At 63.2% G+C, this 15,105-nt stretch carries 17 protein-coding genes; 13 read left to right on the forward strand and 4 right to left on the reverse strand.

The features are described 5' to 3' along the window. The 12 genes from PMN64_RS22365 to dhaK all read left to right on the forward strand — a co-directional run. On the forward strand, positions 1-904 hold a 904-nt coding region (locus tag PMN64_RS22365; protein ID WP_411782200.1), incomplete at its 5' end, for an extracellular solute-binding protein. 71 nt (positions 905-975) lie between these two features. Then, the gene (locus PMN64_RS22370; protein ID WP_155258372.1) at positions 976-1,950 is read left to right on the forward strand and encodes a carbohydrate ABC transporter permease; all 975 of its coding nucleotides are present in this window, start codon (positions 976-978) and stop codon (positions 1,948-1,950) included. Next, a complete protein-coding gene (locus PMN64_RS22375; RefSeq protein WP_411782201.1) occupies positions 1,947-2,924 on the forward strand; it encodes a carbohydrate ABC transporter permease in 978 nt (325 codons plus the stop codon). Before PMN64_RS22370 ends, PMN64_RS22375 begins: the two co-directional genes overlap by 4 nt. Then, on the forward strand, positions 2,921-3,130 hold the full coding sequence (locus PMN64_RS22380; RefSeq protein WP_028339389.1) for a hypothetical protein: 210 nt from the start codon (positions 2,921-2,923) through the stop codon (positions 3,128-3,130). The genes PMN64_RS22375 and PMN64_RS22380 overlap by 4 nt, the downstream gene beginning before the upstream one ends. Before the next feature lie 4 nt (positions 3,131-3,134). Beyond that, positions 3,135-4,232, forward strand: coding sequence for an ABC transporter ATP-binding protein (locus PMN64_RS22385; protein WP_411782202.1), 1,098 nt, complete (start codon positions 3,135-3,137; stop codon positions 4,230-4,232). Continuing rightward, on the forward strand, positions 4,225-5,250 hold the full coding sequence (locus tag PMN64_RS22390; RefSeq protein ID WP_411782203.1) for an ABC transporter ATP-binding protein: 1,026 nt from the start codon (positions 4,225-4,227) through the stop codon (positions 5,248-5,250). Before PMN64_RS22385 ends, PMN64_RS22390 begins: the two co-directional genes overlap by 8 nt. A 21-nt stretch (positions 5,251-5,271) precedes the next feature. Beyond that, complete coding sequence (dhaL, locus tag PMN64_RS22395) at positions 5,272-5,895, forward strand: dihydroxyacetone kinase subunit DhaL (protein WP_028339386.1); 624 nt, start codon at positions 5,272-5,274, stop codon at positions 5,893-5,895. After that, a complete protein-coding gene (gene dhaM / locus PMN64_RS22400; protein ID WP_304495859.1) occupies positions 5,892-6,284 on the forward strand; it encodes a dihydroxyacetone kinase phosphoryl donor subunit DhaM in 393 nt (130 codons plus the stop codon). The genes dhaL and dhaM overlap by 4 nt, the downstream gene beginning before the upstream one ends. 31 nt (positions 6,285-6,315) lie before the next feature. Next, positions 6,316-6,618: an HPr family phosphocarrier protein gene (locus tag PMN64_RS22405; protein ID WP_063607060.1), complete on the forward strand. Its 303-nt coding sequence runs from the start codon at positions 6,316-6,318 to the stop codon at positions 6,616-6,618. Between the two features lies 1 nt (position 6,619). Further along, a complete protein-coding gene (ptsP, locus tag PMN64_RS22410) occupies positions 6,620-8,236 on the forward strand; it encodes a phosphoenolpyruvate--protein phosphotransferase (RefSeq protein WP_411782204.1) in 1,617 nt (538 codons plus the stop codon). Further along, positions 8,229-8,651: a hypothetical protein gene (locus tag PMN64_RS22415; RefSeq protein ID WP_163152820.1), complete on the forward strand. Its 423-nt coding sequence runs from the start codon at positions 8,229-8,231 to the stop codon at positions 8,649-8,651. Before ptsP ends, PMN64_RS22415 begins: the two co-directional genes overlap by 8 nt. Positions 8,652-8,687: 36 nt before the next feature. Beyond that, positions 8,688-9,671: a dihydroxyacetone kinase subunit DhaK gene (gene dhaK, locus PMN64_RS22420; RefSeq protein WP_411782205.1), complete on the forward strand. Its 984-nt coding sequence runs from the start codon at positions 8,688-8,690 to the stop codon at positions 9,669-9,671. A 223-nt stretch (positions 9,672-9,894) separates the two neighbouring features. Here the strand turns inward: dhaK and PMN64_RS22425 are convergent, their stop codons facing one another. The 3 genes from PMN64_RS22425 to PMN64_RS22435 form a co-directional block, all read right to left on the reverse strand. Continuing rightward, positions 9,895-11,277 carry a hypothetical protein gene (locus tag PMN64_RS22425; protein WP_411782206.1) on the reverse strand — a complete coding sequence of 461 codons (1,383 nt, stop codon included), beginning with the start codon at positions 11,275-11,277 and terminating at the stop codon, positions 9,895-9,897. Further along, a complete protein-coding gene (locus PMN64_RS22430) occupies positions 11,265-11,504 on the reverse strand; it encodes a hypothetical protein (protein WP_411782207.1) in 240 nt (79 codons plus the stop codon). The genes PMN64_RS22425 and PMN64_RS22430 overlap by 13 nt, the downstream gene beginning before the upstream one ends. A gap of 283 nt (positions 11,505-11,787) precedes the next feature. Beyond that, the gene (locus tag PMN64_RS22435) at positions 11,788-12,666 is read right to left on the reverse strand and encodes a hypothetical protein (protein ID WP_411782208.1); all 879 of its coding nucleotides are present in this window, start codon (positions 12,664-12,666) and stop codon (positions 11,788-11,790) included. Between the two features lie 129 nt (positions 12,667-12,795). Between PMN64_RS22435 and PMN64_RS22440 the strand changes: the two genes are divergently transcribed. Continuing rightward, positions 12,796-13,425 carry a hypothetical protein gene (locus PMN64_RS22440; protein ID WP_411782209.1) on the forward strand — a complete coding sequence of 210 codons (630 nt, stop codon included), beginning with the start codon at positions 12,796-12,798 and terminating at the stop codon, positions 13,423-13,425. An 89-nt stretch (positions 13,426-13,514) separates the two neighbouring features. On the opposite strand, the gene PMN64_RS22445 is transcribed toward PMN64_RS22440, so the two are convergent. Further along, a complete protein-coding gene (locus PMN64_RS22445; protein WP_411782210.1) occupies positions 13,515-15,101 on the reverse strand; it encodes a methyltransferase regulatory domain-containing protein in 1,587 nt (528 codons plus the stop codon). Between the last annotated feature and the right edge of the window lie 4 nt (positions 15,102-15,105).

Consider the following 15,105-nt stretch of genomic DNA (forward strand, 5'->3'; position numbering starts at 1 on the left):
GGGTTGGACCTACCGCAAGGACTGGTTCTCGCGGCCCGACATTCAGTCGGCTTTCAAGGCCAAGTACGGTCGTGATCTGGCACCGCCGAAAACCTATGACGAGTTGAAGCAGATCGCGGAGTTCTTCCAGGGCCGCGAGATCGACGGCAAGAAGGTCTATGGCGCCTACATCTTCACCGAGCGCGGCTCCGAAGGCATCACGATGGGCGTGACCAACGTGCTCTACAATTACGGCTTCAGCTACGACAATCCGAAGAAGCCGTACCAGATGCAGGGCATCGTCAATTCCGCCGAGGCGGCCAAGGGGCTCGAGTTCTACAAGGAGCTCTACAAGTGCTGCACCGCGCCGGGCATGACCAACGCCTACATGCAGGAAGGGCTCGATGCCTTCAAGTCGGGCCAGGTGGCGATGCAGATGAACTGGTTCGCCTTCTTCCCCGGCCTCTACAAGGATCCGAATGTCGGCGGCGACAAGATCGGCTTCTTCGTCAATCCGGCCGGCCCGAACGGGCACTTCACCCAACTCGGCGGACAGGGCATCTCGGTGGTTGCGACCTCCGACCGCAAGGACGACGCGCTCGCCTATATCAAGTGGTTCGCGCAGCCCGCCGTGCAGCAGAAATGGTGGCAGATCGGCGGCTACTCGGCGCTCAAGGCGGTGGTCGACGCGCCGGACTTCCCGAAGAGCGCAGCGTTCGCGCCGCAATTCCTGGAGTCGATGGGCATCGTCAAGGACTTCTGGGCCGAGCCGTCCTACGCCCAGCTGCTGCTTGATATGCAGAAGCGGGTGCATGACTACGTCGTCGCCGACAAGGGCACGGCGCAGCAGGCGCTCGATCTCCTGGTCAAGGACTGGACCAAGGTGTTCAAGGAACAGGGCAAGGAAGTCGCCTCCTCACAATAGCCCGAACTCCGCGTCCCAACTGAACTGGCTTCCCCGAGGTCAGCCTCGGGGAAGCCGAACCAGCCCAGCCGATGGACAAGATGACGACGATCCTGCAACCCGATCATGCTACGATCCCGGGCGTGAGCGAGCCCGCCAAATCCCGCGCCGCGCGCCGCGTCCATGGTCTGTCCGACCGGACCATCGCGTGGCTGTTCGTCGCGCCGACGATTGCGCTGCTGCTCGCGATCAACATCTTCCCGCTGGTCTGGATGATCCGGCTGTCCTTCACCAGCCTCAACCTCAGCATGTCCTATCTGCCGCTGCGGTTTGTCGGGCTCGACAATTTCAGCGACATACTCAACGACGAGGACGTCTGGTTCCGGCTCCAGACCACGGCGCAATTCGTGATCTGCTCGGTCGCCCTGCAGGTCGTGGTCGGCTTTGGGCTGGCGCTTCTGATCAACCGTCAATTCCGCGGCCACAGTTTCTGGACCACGATCATCCTGCTGCCGATGATGCTGTCGCCGGCGGTTGTCGGCAATTTCTGGACGCTGCTGCTGCAGCCGCAGATCGGCCCGTTCAACTATCTGATCAGCTTGTTCACCGGTGTGCCGCCGAGCTCTTTCAGCATGACAGGGCAGGTCGCGCTCGCGCCATGGACCATCGTGCTCGTCGACACCTGGATGTGGGCGCCGTATGTGATGCTGATCTGCCTCGCCGGGCTGCGCTCGATCCCGGACTATATCTACGAGGCGGCTGAGGTCGATCGTGCCTCGGCCTGGCGGCAGTTCTGGTCGATCACGCTGCCGATGACGGTGCCGTTCCTGATGCTGGCGGTACTGTTTCGCGCGATCGAGAACTTCAAGATGTTCGACATGGTCAACCTGCTGACCTCGGGAGGGCCGGGGTCGACCACCGAGCTCGTGTCGATCACACTCAAGCGCGCGGCATTCGAGAAGTGGCGGACCGGCTATTCCTCCGCGCTCGCCATCATTCTGTTCGTGACCGTGTTCGGTGCCGCCAACATCTACGTCAAAGCGCTCAACAAGGTGAAGCAACGATGACCGCTGCCGTCGCCAAATCCGTCCTGGCCAGATCCAGCGCACACTCGATCGTCGAGGCCTCACCGCGCACCAAGGCATTCGCTGGTGCTCTCGTCATCCTCTATGCGTTGATCACGATCCTGCCGCTAGTCTGGATCGTCGCCACCGCCTTCAAGTCGCAAAGCGATGCCATCGCCTATCCGCCCAAGGTGATCTTCGAGCCGACGCTCGAAGGTTATGTCAACCTGTTCACGGTGCGCACCCGCCAGACACCCGATTTCATCGCCAAGTTGCCGGCGCCGGAAACCTGGTATGACAAGCTCGTCCGCAAGCATGACATGGTCATTGCCGGACCGTCCAAGGTCGTCCCGCGCTTCGTCAACTCGCTGATCATCGGGTTCGGTTCGACCTTCCTCGCCGTCTTCCTCGGTACGCTCGCGGCCTACGCCTTCTCGCGCTTCCGCATTCCGCTGGCCGACGATCTCCTGTTCTTCATTCTCTCGACGCGGATGATGCCGCCGGTCGCGGTCGCGATCCCGATCTATCTGATGTACCGGCAGCTCAACCTGACCGACACCAGGCTCGGAATGATCCTGCTCTATACCGCCGTGAACGTCTCGCTCGCGGTCTGGCTGCTCAAGGGGTTCATCGACGAGATTCCGCGCGAGTACGAGGAGGCGGCCCTCGTCGACGGCTACACGCGACTGCAGGCGCTGCGCAAGGTGGTGCTGCCGCAGGCCGTCACCGGAATTGCGGCGACCGCGATCTTCTGCCTGATCTTCTCCTGGAACGAATACGCCTTCGCGGTTCTGCTGACCAGCGGCGAGGCGCAGACCATGCCGCCCTTCATCCCTTTCATCATCGGCGAGGGCGGGCAGGACTGGCCGGCGGTTGCCGCCGCGACCACGCTGTTCGTCGTCCCGATCGTCATGTTCACCGTGCTGCTCCGCAAGCATCTGCTGCGCGGCATCACCTTCGGAGCGGTGCGCAAATGAGCGGTTCTGTTGTTGCCAAGGGGACCAAGGGGACATTGCATCGCTTGTTCAGCCGCGGGCGCTGGGAGGCCGTTGCGATGATCCTGATCGGAGGCGGCATCTTCATGCTGGTGCAGCCTTTCTCGATCGATCTGTACAGCTATTCATTCGTGACGATTCTCGCCGGCACGGTCGGCTTCGTCGTCGTCAGCCACTTTCCGGAATAGGGCCATGGCTCAGATCCGCATCGAAGATCTTCGCAAGTCGTTCGATCAGTTCACCGCGGTGGAAGGATCGAGCTTCACCATCGACGACGGCACCTTCTTCGCGTTGCTCGGCCCCTCCGGCTGCGGCAAGACCACCACCTTGCGCATGATTGCCGGCCTCGAGCTGCCGACCGAGGGCAAGATCCTGCTCGACGGGGAGGACGTCACGTTCGACCGCGCCGCCGCCCGCGATATCGCGTTCGTGTTCCAGCTGTTCGCGCTCTATCCGCACATGAATGTCGAGCAGAACATCGGCTTCCCGCTGAAGTGCCAGGGCATGGCGCGGCACGAGATTCGTGAGCGGGTGCAGGAGACCGCGCGGATGTTGCGGATCGAGCATCTGCTGTCGAGCAAGACATCAAAGCTCTCGGGCGGCGACCGCCAGCGCGTCGCGCTCGGGCGCGCCATGGTGCGGCGCCCGAAAGCCTTCCTGATGGACGAGCCGCTGGGCGCGCTCGACGCCGAGTTTCGTCATCTGATGTGCGGCGAGCTGCGCGATTTGCACGATCGCATCAAGGCGACCACGGTCTATGTCACCCACGACCAGCTCGAGGCGATGTCGATGGCCGACCAGATCGCGATCATGAACAAGGGGCGCGTGGAACAGATCGGCACGCCGCAGGAGGTTTATGACCGGCCCGCCAGCATGTTCGTCGCGGACTTCATCGGCTCGCCGCCGATGAACTTCCTGCGCTTCGAGAGCGGCCTGCGGTCTGGTGACCGGGCGATCAATTTCCACGACGCCAGGCTCGCGGTGCCCGAGATCCGCGAGGACCGCGCCAGCGCTGCGCTGGCGCTCGGAGTTCGTCCGGAGCATATTCGATTCACCGACGCCGGATCCGTTCGTGGCGAGGTGTTCGGCGCGGAATATCTCGGCACGACGCAGATCGTCACCATCGACACGGCGTATGGGCGGCTCGCGGCGCGGCTGCCGTCGAGCGCCTCGGTGCGAATCGGAGAGACGGTCGGCCTCGAATTCAACTCTGTTCGGCTCTCACTGTTCGATGCCGGCAGCGGCCTTGCAATCAGGACCGCCGGCGAGGAGGGCGTGCGCCATGGTTGACGTCAGCTTGCGCAATATCAGCAAGCGCTTCGGCGCGGTGGAGGCGGTGCGCGACCTTTCGCTGACGGTGAGCGACGGCGAATTCCTCGTCCTGCTCGGGCCGAGCGGTGCCGGCAAGACCACGACGCTGCGACTGATCACCGGGCTCGAGAGCCCCGACGCGGGTTCGGTCATGATCGGGGGGCGCGACGTGACGCATGAGCCGCCGGGTGCACGGGACATCGCATTCGTGTTCCAGCAATATTCGCTGTATCCGCATTTGTCGGTCTATGACAACCTCGCGTTCCCGCTGCGCTCTCCGGCGCGGCGCGTGCCGGAGCCGCTGATCCGCAAGCGTGTCGAGCAGACCGCGGAGCTCCTGCACATCGCCAGCAAGCTGAATAATCGCGCCACCCGCCTGTCGGGAGGTGAGATGCAGCGGGTCGCGATCGGCCGCGCACTGGTGCGCGATCCCTCGATCTATCTGATGGACGAGCCGCTGTCGTCGCTGGATGCAAAGCTTCGCGCCGAGCTTCGCCTCGAGCTGAAGCGGATCCAGCTCGAGCTCGGCGCGACCATCTTGTATGTGACCCACGATCAGGTCGAAGCCATGACGATGGCATCGAGGATCGGCGTGATCAGGGACGGCCGGCTGCTTCAGCTCGGCACGCCGAGGGAGATCTACGAAAATCCAGCCAGCAGCTATGTCGCGTCGCGGCTCGGGACGCCCCACATCAATTTCCTGCCCGCACGGCTGCTGTCCGATGTGGCGATACCGCCGGAAACCGAGACGGTCGGCATCCGCACCGAGCACCTCCAGATCGCCGCGCGCAACGGCGGGCAGATGATCGGCCGGGTGCATCGCGTCGAGCACCTCGGCGAGCAGAATCACGTTCACCTCGACTATAAGGGCGAAACACTGGTGACGCTGGCGGATCCGCATCAGCCGTTGCGGGCCGGCCAGGAGGTTGAATTGCAACTGGTGCGGCCGCTGTGTTTCGACCGTGCGGGGCAACGTATCGGCGCGATGGTTCAATAGAGGAGCGAGAGGTTCAGATAGATGTCTGTGCAACCCGAGACATTCAAGTCGCTGCTCAAGGCGGCCGCCGAGCAGGTCATCGCGAGCGCGCCGGAGCTCACGAGTCTGGACCAGGCGATCGGCGACGGCGACCACGGGACCAACATGAAACGCGGCTTCGAAGCCGTGCTCGGCAAGCTCGATGCCATCTCGGCGCAGCCGCTCAACGAGGCATTCAAGACGATCGGCAAGACCCTGGTCATGACGGTTGGCGGCGCCTCCGGCCCGCTCTATGGCAGCTTCTTTCTCGCCGCGGGCGAGGCGTTGTCGCAAGACAAGCATCTGCCTGATGATCTCGCCGACGTGTTCGGCAGCGGAGTGGACGCGGTGAGCGCGCGCGGCCGCTCGCAGGCCGGCGAGAAGACGATGCTCGACGTGCTCGTTCCGGTGCTGGAGACGCTGAAAGCGGGCGCCGGCCAACCCGATCTGATCGCACGGGTGCGCGCCACCGCGGCTGAAGCGGTCGAGCGCACGGTGCCGATGCAAGCCACCAAGGGCCGGGCGTCGTTCCTCGGCGCGCGCAGCGTCGGTCATGTCGATCCCGGGGCACGATCGAGTTGCGTTCTGCTGCAGGCTGTATGCACTGGCCTGGAGGCGCGGCAATGACCGACACCGTAGGGATCGTGATCGTCTCGCATTCCCGGGATATCGCCAAGGGAACCGCGGACATGGTGCGGCAGATGGTGGGCAGCGAGGTCAAGGTCGCCTTCTGCGGCGGCAATCCCGATGGTGGTCTCGGCACCAGCGTGCCGCTGATCATCGACGCCATCAACGACGCCTGGTCGTCGAAAGGTGTTGCTGTGCTTGTCGACCTCGGCGGCGCCGAGACGAACAGCGAAATGGCGGTCGAGATGTTGGAGCCGGCGCGGCGTGATCTCGTTGTCGTCTGCAACGCGCCGATCGTCGAGGGCGCCGTCATGGCGGCGACCGAAGCTGCGGGCGGCAGCTCGTTGGCCGAGGTCAGGGCCGTGGCCGAGGAACTCTCTGCCGACTGAGGCGGCGGCGAAGCGATGATGGATGACGAGCATGCTTGATAAAGCGGACGAACAGATCTTCACCGGCAATGTGCGGTTGGTGCACGCGGTTGGCATGCACGCGCGCCCCGCGGTCAAGCTGACCAAGCTCGCCAAGAAATTCCAGGCGCAGATCTCGGTGCGGGTCGCGGGCGCGCCTGAATGGATCAATGCCAAGAGCGTGGCCAAGATCATGGCAATGCGCGCGGCACACGGCAGCACGATCGAGATCAAGGCCTCCGGCAGCGATGCCGAGGCTGCGGTCGCGGCGTTGGTCGATCTGATCGCAAGCGATTTCCCGGACGGAGCACCATAGCATGCAGGGCGGCGCTGCAGGGCTGGCCTACCGCGGCAGGACCGCCTCGATCGGCTTTGCCCATGGCCCGTTCGTCCGTGTCGACGCGGGCGCGGCCGGCGAGCGTGTGGCCGGCACACTGGTCGAGGAAGCGCTGGCCTTGCGCAATGCGATCGACGTCGCGAGTGGCCAGATCGCGGATCTTGCCGCCAGCGCCGGCGGCGAAGCTGCGCAGATTCTCGAATTCCAGGTTGCGCTGCTGGAGGATGAGGATTTGATCGAGGCGATCTTCGCGTCGATCGGCGAGGGACGTCCAGCCGATATCGCATGGCGTTCGACGCTCGACGCGCACATCGCCGACTACAATTCCGCACCGGACGACTATCTGAAAGCGCGTTCCTCCGATCTTGCGGATCTGCGCGACCGCGTGGTCCACATTCTGCGTGGCGACCAGGGGCAGCCGCTGAAGGTCCCGAGCGGGGGCGTGGTCTGTGCCGACGATCTGCCGCCATCGCGATTCCTCGAGATTGACTGGTCCGGCGGCGGTGGCCTGGCGCTGTTGCGCGGCAGCCCGACCAGCCATGTCGCGATGCTGGCGCGGGCGCGCGGCATCCCGATGGTGGTGCAGCTCGGTTCCATTCCGGACATCGGCACCACGGCGCTGCTCGACGGCGAAGGCGCGACGCTGGAGCTCGATCCCAACGCCGAACAGGTCCGCACTTTCGAGAAGCGGCGCGACAGCCATCTCAAGAGCAGAGCATCCGCGCGCGCGATCCTGCGGCGGCCGACAGCCTCCTGGCGCGGCGAGCGGATCAAGCTCTTCATCAACATCCAGCGCGTCGAGGATCTCGAGCATGCCGACGCGCAATATGCCGACGGCATCGGCCTGATGCGGACTGAATTCCTGCTCGCCGGCCGGAGCGTGCCGGACGAGGAGACCCAATTCCAGGCCTATGACGCGGTGTTGCGCTGGGCCGGCCAGCGGCCCGTCACCATCCGCACGTTTGACGCGGGAGGTGACAAGCCGGTGCCGGGCTTCACGATGGACGGCGAAACCAATCCGTTCCTCGGGGTGCGCGGTCTGCGCCTGTGCCTCGCCCGGCCTGAGATTTTCGCCGTCCAGCTCCGCGCGCTGGCACGCGCGGCGGTGCGTGGCAATCTCAAGGTCATGTTCCCGATGGTCACCTCGGCGGATGAGCTCGAGGCGGGACGGAAGCTGTTCGCCGATATCGTGCAGCGCTTGCAGGCGGACGGCATTGCCGCAATGCTTCCCGAGCTGGGAATCATGGTCGAAGTCCCGGCGGCGGCCCTCGCGGTATCTAGCTTCAAGGCCGCCTTCTTCTCGATCGGCTCGAACGATCTCGCGCAATATGTCCTGGCCTGCGATCGTTCCAACGGAGCTCTCGCCCCCTTGATGGACCCTCTGCATCCCGCAGTGCTCGAACTGATCGCGCGGACCGCGGAGCACGGCCGCCGCGCCGGCATCAGTGTCAGCCTGTGCGGCGACATGGCCGGTGATCCGCGCTGCCTGCCCGCATTGCTGAATTGCGGACTGCGCGAATTGTCCGTGAACCCCTCGGCGCTGGCGCAGATCAAGCACACCATCGACCGGCTGAGCAGCGGAGGCAGCGTTGGCTGACACGGCGGCCGATGAAGCGCCCGAAGCCGGCGCGGTTGCGGTCTACAAGCGCATCTTCAAGGAGGTGCTCGAGAGCCGCCCGTCCGGCATGCGGCTCCGGCTGGCCCATGCCATGGGAAAGAACCGCAGCTTCGTCAGCCAGATCAGCAACCCGGCCTATCCGGTGCCGATCCCGGTGCAACATCTCAACACGATCTTCGATGTCTGCCACTTCCCGCCACAGGCGAAGAGCGCCTTCCTTCGCGCCTATGCCCGCGCGCATCCGCGCCGCGTCGGCCGGCTGAGCGAAGGCTCGCACGAGCGGACGCTGACGCTGCATCTGCCGGATCTCGGCAGCGCCAAGCGCAACGCCGAACTTGACACGCTGCTGCAGGAGTTCACGCGGCGACTGATTGGCATCATGCGGGAAAAATAGGCGAGAAACGCCGAACGGACGAGGCGGGAGGACACCATGAAGAAGTTCATCAATGCGGTCGACAACGTGCTCGGCGAAAGCCTTGACGGTTTCGCGGCCGCGCACGCCGATCTGGTCGTGCTGGGCGCCGAGCGCAAATTCGTTCGCCGCCGCGAGCTGAACGGCAAGAAGGTCGCGCTGGTGTCGGGCGGCGGCAGCGGGCACGAGCCGCTGCATGCGGGCTTCGTCGGCTACGGCATGCTGGATGCCGCCTGTCCCGGCCAGGTGTTCACTTCGCCGACGCCGGACCAGATCGTCGAGGCCGCAGAGGCGGTCGCGGGCGATGCCGGCGTCCTGTTCATCGTCAAGAATTACGCCGGCGACCGCATGAATTTCGAGATGGCGGCCGAGATCGCCGAAGGCCGCACCGCCACCATCGTGACCGATGACGATGTCGCGGTCGAGAAGTCGACCTACAGTATCGGACGGCGCGGTGTGGCCGGCACGTTGATTGTCGAAAAGATCGTCGGCGCCGCCGCTGAGAGAGGCGCCGATCTCATCTCCTGCGTGGCGCTCGGCGAGCGCATCAACGCACAGACGCGCTCGATGGGCGTTGCGCTGACCAGCTGCACCGTCCCGGCTGCGGGCACGCCGACCTTTGCACTTGGTGAAGACGAGATGGAGATGGGGGTCGGTATTCACGGCGAGCCGGGCCGCCGCCGCGTCAAGCTTGCGCAGGCCGACGCCATCGCCGCCGAGATGATCACCGCGATCGCCGATGATCTTGGCGCGCGCGCCGGTACCGAGGCGCTGCTGCTCGTCAACGGCTTCGGCGGCACGCCGACGATCGAGCTCTATCTGATGTACAACGCGGCGCGCCGGATGCTCGAGGAGCGGGGCCTGCGCATCGCCCGTTCGCTGGTCGGCAGCTACGTCACGTCGCTGGACATGGCGGGCTGCTCGCTCACCGTGAGTCTGCTCGACAGCGAGTCCACAGCGCTCTGGGATCATCCCGTGCGCACGGCCGCATTGAAATGGTGACCACCGCGGCGAGCAGCCGCTGATTTTCAGATTGCGCCCTGACCGACGATGGAGCCGGGGTCTTAGGCATGCACCGGAAGTCGGCCGGTTCATCCTCCCTGAAACTGGCCGTGTCCCTTCGGGCACGGCATCTTTTTGTGTGCAGTAGACGATATCTCCGACGATCGATGATCGTGAGTGCCAAGTGATTCATCAACGCGTGGTGAGCGCGCTCGTTCACCACTCACGCTTTGGCAGCAACGTAGCCGTAATAATTCATAAGGAAATCCCCAATTGAGAGGGGCTTTTGGGCGCCACCCTTGCCCGGATGCGGGATCGCGTAGTCTCCCTTGCCCCATGTGAAGATCGTTGTCGTCACGTTTCCGTTCGACACTTGTATCCTGTCGCGTAAGACGACCCAGTGCCGCGTCAACACGGAGCCTTCATTCGACTGGTCGTCGTATTCGATCATGTTGGCGCTTATGAACAGGCATACGCGATATCCACCGGCAAGCAGGGCGTTGGCTTCGTTGACGCTGTCGAGGCCTTTGCTGAATTTCAGATTGGTCTCCTCGCGCACGTCCTGGTATCCGGCCTTGCGGAACCATTGCTCCATTTCGCTCGGCAAGGTGATCCCCGCGGCATCGCTTATTCTGCCGGTGTCGTCAAAATCGAGGAACCAATTTTCGGAATCGCGGATAGAGGCGCATGTCAGCCAATCGACGTGATCCAGCGAGTAGGGCGGCGTGTAGTTCTTCACGTCCTTTCCCGGCTTGATCAGCAGGCGGCCGAGGTTCGCCTGCCCCTTCTGATACAGGTCGATGGCGAACCGCGCATATTGTCCCGGCTTGTCGGATGCGTAGCTGAACATCAGCGCGGAGGGGCCGCACATGCTCGCCTGATCCTGATCTATCAGGCTCGGCTTCGCAATTCGCCTGAGGATGCCTATCCCGACGCGGTGTGGGTCGAGCTTCGGAAAGAATGTGGTCCTCGTGTTCTTGAGGAAATCGCAGACCATCTCGGCGGCGAGCTTCTTTTGATCCGAGTTGAGGTCGTACGGTCCAACCCCGAGCCACTTCTTCTTTTCGTCGCCGACGAAGAGCGTGATGAGCTTCTTCGAAGTCGGAGAAAGCGTTCTGGAGGTGTTTGCAATGGTGGTCAGGTCGTCCAGCTCGAATGCGGTGACCATGCCGTCCGCGACGGTCGCCCTGATGATGTCGACCACTTCCGCGTAATCCAGCCTGGAATCGTCGAGCAGACCCTTGCGAAGTGCGGCATCGACGGATGGCGTCGTGATCGCATCCCATTGGCCCTTGGGAGGAGGAGGCTTGGCGGCTGCCTTGGTCGCGAGGTCAACGAGCCGAGTGAATGTTGGTCCGGCGGGCCGGATATAGCCGTCCGGCGTGCCCGGGAAGTTCTTTTGCTGGAAATACAGAATCGAGTTGTAGAGGCTGTCGCTGGCGTGACCCGTCACGACCATTTGCGGTTTGAGCGTGGTCTCGGCACCGCCGTCGGAAATGGCGATCTTGTTGAGCAGCGAGATGACCAGCTCCTGGTCTTGCTTCCAGTTCTGGCAGCTGCGACCCGTCGCGGCAAACCGACCGACTTTGTCTTTCAATTGCGGCATGACCAATCACCAGCAATATGGTCGTTTTCAGTGGCGTATTGCGGGTTCGCGTTGGTGGTCGGCTGAAGCGTCCAGGCAAGCTTGTCGATGAATTCGTACTCAAACAGCGCCTGCGGGTAGGTTCCGAAATAGTATCCATACTGATGCAGAATCTTGGAGCCCTTTGCGACCATCTCGCGCTTCCATTTCAGGTCTTTGGCAGAGCTGAACTGAAATCCAATCACCACCGCTTAGTTTTCGTACGCTTCGGCAACTTGCAGAATGGTCGCGCGCGCGTTTGCTGAAGCGCCGGTTCAAGCGGCTCCCGATATCGCCATACAAGCTCCACCTTGCTCTGGCGCTGGCGCGAACCCACGACATGGAGATGCATCGGCGGTGTCGGCGATGCGCTTCGCCACGCTTGCAAGGCAAATGGGCCAGAACGGCCGGCCGCTCCCGATCGGCCTCACCACAGTGAGATCCATCGAAGGGCATGAGGTTGCCGTTACCGGGATCCCAGAAATGCGATGGTCAGCGCGCGCCTTTCGGCTTGGAGCCAAGCAGATCGTGCGTCCCACTGACGCTTAACGTTCCCGAGCACTCGAATCCCCCGAAAATGCCGCAGGAGCCGGTGACGGTGACGCGCAAGTCCTTGCGTTGATACAGGTCGACCGAAACGCCAAATCGCGAAAAATCATTGGCGCTGTTCGGCAGGATCAGGTCGATGTGATCGATCGCCCAGCGCGGCAGGTGAGGATTGCTCTTCCAGAACAGTTCATTGACGGCGTGGTGTCCGAAATTCGGTCCGACCGTGAGGGCGCCGTCCGCGCCCTCGAACACGAAGCCGGTCTCGTCGATGTGAACATTGACCCGGTCCGGCGCGACCGCGAAATGCAGCGACGTAATGTCTTGCGGCTGCGGGTCCTTGCCGAATTGCGCACTATAGTCGTCGCTCCATTGCCCTCGGCCGCGCCCAAGCCCGAAGCCGTGCCGGCCCGGGATGTCTCGCGTCGAAAGTGGCCGGTCGGATAGCTTTGGGCGCCAGATCTCCCGGAATCCCTTGCCGATTGTGGCTGCCATCGACAGATCGAGGGCCCAATGCGACGGCTTCTCCGGGCTTTTGCCTTCGGCGAAGGCGTCGAATCCGTCCGACGTCTTGGCAATGCGCAGCGTCTTGATCAGGTCTTCCCAGTCCTTGGGCAGGAACGTGACGCCGTCGAGCGTGCTCGTCGCTGCCGCGACGCCATACTTCTCCAATTGGAGTCGGATATAGGCCTTCTCGTCGTAGAGGCGGACATTGGGATTCGGCCCCGCGAAATATTTCGACAGATCGATCTGCGGCCGGAGCATGGTCAGCCGCGCCGCGATCTTGCGGTAAGTGTCGGTCGTGGTCGGGTCGGTGGTCGTCACGGTGCTGCCCTCCGAGTGAAAGCCAGTCCCCGATTGGTCTGGTCCGGCCGGGGCCGGGTTCAACTGAACCTCCCAACCGGAAACGCCGACCACCATTCGTGGAGCAGTGTCAACAGCAAGGACGATCCGATGTCACTTCGGAGCAGGGTGCTAGACGTACTCAACGGCCCGGCGGTCGCACGCATTCGCTTCCGGTTTCCGATCCGTGGCAGCCACGTGACGATTGCACCGCAAACGTTCCATCACGTCGCTCGCGCGATCCGGTTGGGACAGGTCAGCGTCAGAGTTCCGACGGACCTCGCGGCAAATGTTGCGGCACAATATAACGACGTCGCGCGGACCCGGGCGGACGGTACGGTCGTCGTGGCGAATACGCTGGAGGTCGTGTCGGCGACGGGGCGAATGGACGAAGCCTATATCGTCCACGAGGCCTTGCATGCGGCTTACGATCTGCTGCGTACCGGCCTTGACGGCAATGCGGAGGAGGCGTCCGCCTATGTCTGTACCGCGCTCTACTGCCGCATGACGGGCCTACCGCGACCCCGCTGGGCGAACGGCCCGATCTACGCCAATGCCGCGGAGGTCGCCCGAACGCTGCTGTCGCAATATCAGAAGGGTGATCCCGGCATTCCCTGGGTCGGCGAGCATGAATGGCAGATGCTGCGCGCCGGTGTCGGCCTTAGTGCGGTCTATGCCAGCGGACCTGGCGGCATCCTCACCGGGTGGCTGCTCGGCCAACAATACACCCACGACGGCTGATGGCACCGGGGGCGTCCGCTCCCACAAACTGGCTGCCGGCCCGGCTCCCTGCCGCCACTTCCTTACCGAGGTCGACGCCGTCGAAAGCCTCAGGCAACCAGCAAACCCAGCTTGCCGACAGTTGCCAGCGAACGGTCAACGCTCTGTCGGGTTGACAGCAGCAACGGCTCGGCCGGCTGGCCGGCATCATCCATTTGCTTGACCTGGACGGTCGGCCCGAAGGTTTCGGTCATTTCGGCTGTGATTTGCTCGATCGTCCGGGAGCCGTCGAGCAGCTGCAGGAAGTGGCGCGTCCTGTCGTCCTCCAACTGCACGGTCTGGTGAAGCAGATTGGTGACCAGCGGGCCGCTCTGGGCCTGCCTGCGGGCGAGCAGACTCGCCTGCGGACAATCCGTGACTTCCTTCACCAGAAAGGGCCGTGATTTCAGAAAGGTGACCTCGCCGCTGCAGGCCAGGATATAGAGCGCTTCCGTCAATATCCGTTGGTCATCGCCGGTTTGTCGGCCCTCCAGCAGCGTCCGGGCGCCATCGAGCAGTTCGGTGAATGAGAGTGCGCGCGGCCAGGCCCGGCCGAGGCAAAGATGTGCCGCCTTCAGGAGTGGATTGGTCACCGTGATTCGGCTGCCGTCCTGATTTTCAAATTCCATCTCGGAATCGTCCGTCAGGCAGGCGTCGGGGCGACGTGGGCTGGTGGTGCTCAGCAGATAGAAGGCGGTGATGAAGTCGAGATCGACCTGGCGGTCAAGGGAGATACCCTCGTGGCAGAGCAACGTACGCCGAAACCCGTTGCCGTCGATGAAGTCCTGGTATTGATCGCGCGCCATGAACTCGCTTTCGGGAAAGCGCTGCAGCGTGGCGCGGACCTCTTCGGTGTAGCCGGCAAGATAGCGCCGTGAGAAATCGGCGTCGCTCAGATATTGCAGGCCATGCCGACCGGCATCTTCGACGACTTCGTGCAAAAGGAAGGCCGTCGCGCCCTGATCGAGGTCGTCGTGAAAAAGCAACTCGTCCGGAGCGTTGAGCACGCGGGTGCACTGATCGCGCATGACTGTACCGTGCACCGAGTTGGACTTCGATCCTTCGCTGAGAAACTTCACGATGGCGCGAGCTTGTCCGACTTTTTCCTTCATCCCGGTGATACGCCGGGTGTGGTAGCGCATCATGTCGCGGACCATGTCGCGAAGATGCGAGAACGGATGCGCGTTATAACTGACGTAGCAGAGCCCCTTTGGCGCCAAATTCCGCTTGAAGATGGACATCATCTTCTCGCGCACGTTCGGTGGTACCCATGAATACACGCCATGGGCGATGATGTAGTCGAACTGTCCGAAGGCAGCGTCGACGTCCATGATGTCGCAATGCAGAAGCCTGATGTTGCTCAAGCCCAATGCGGCGATGTTTCGCTGTCCGCGTTCGATCGTCACGCCGCTCAGGTCGATACCGATGAACTCGCTGTCTGGATATTGAAAAGCCATCGGCAACAGATTGCCGCCAACGCCGCAGCCGAGTTCCAGGACCCGGCAGCGCTCGACCGCAGCCGGCTGCATGCCGTAGACCGCAGCGATCGTCGCCAGATGGTTCGGGTGAGTGAGCCCGTAGACATGCCCGGGATAATATACCTCATCGTATGGTGTGGTACCGGCGGTCGGCTGGCGGTGCTCGGTCTGGATGTTCATCGCA

It is taken from the genome of Bradyrhizobium sp. UFLA01-814 (assembly GCF_046718885.1).
Taxonomy (GTDB): Bacteria; Pseudomonadota; Alphaproteobacteria; order Rhizobiales; family Xanthobacteraceae; genus Bradyrhizobium; species Bradyrhizobium elkanii.

Bases quoted from the DNA above. Each gene is read 5' to 3' on its own strand.
- PMN64_RS22370 (WP_155258372.1), top strand. From the start codon at position 976: ATGGACAAGATGACGACGATCCTGCAACCCGATCATGCTACGATCCCG.
- PMN64_RS22375 (WP_411782201.1), top strand. From the start codon at position 1,947: ATGACCGCTGCCGTCGCCAAATCCGTCCTGGCCAGATCCAGCGCACAC.
- PMN64_RS22380 (WP_028339389.1), top strand. From the start codon at position 2,921: ATGAGCGGTTCTGTTGTTGCCAAGGGGACCAAGGGGACATTGCATCGC.
- PMN64_RS22385 (WP_411782202.1), top strand. From the start codon at position 3,135: ATGGCTCAGATCCGCATCGAAGATCTTCGCAAGTCGTTCGATCAGTTC.
- PMN64_RS22390 (WP_411782203.1), top strand. From the start codon at position 4,225: ATGGTTGACGTCAGCTTGCGCAATATCAGCAAGCGCTTCGGCGCGGTG.
- dhaL (WP_028339386.1), top strand. From the start codon at position 5,272: ATGTCTGTGCAACCCGAGACATTCAAGTCGCTGCTCAAGGCGGCCGCC.
- dhaM (WP_304495859.1), top strand. From the start codon at position 5,892: ATGACCGACACCGTAGGGATCGTGATCGTCTCGCATTCCCGGGATATC.
- PMN64_RS22405 (WP_063607060.1), top strand. From the start codon at position 6,316: ATGCTTGATAAAGCGGACGAACAGATCTTCACCGGCAATGTGCGGTTG.
- ptsP (WP_411782204.1), top strand. From the start codon at position 6,620: ATGCAGGGCGGCGCTGCAGGGCTGGCCTACCGCGGCAGGACCGCCTCG.
- dhaK (WP_411782205.1), top strand. From the start codon at position 8,688: ATGAAGAAGTTCATCAATGCGGTCGACAACGTGCTCGGCGAAAGCCTT.
- PMN64_RS22425 (WP_411782206.1), bottom strand. From the start codon at position 11,277: ATGCCGCAATTGAAAGACAAAGTCGGTCGGTTTGCCGCGACGGGTCGC.
- PMN64_RS22440 (WP_411782209.1), top strand. From the start codon at position 12,796: ATGTCACTTCGGAGCAGGGTGCTAGACGTACTCAACGGCCCGGCGGTC.
- PMN64_RS22445 (WP_411782210.1), bottom strand. From the start codon at position 15,101: ATGAACATCCAGACCGAGCACCGCCAGCCGACCGCCGGTACCACACCA.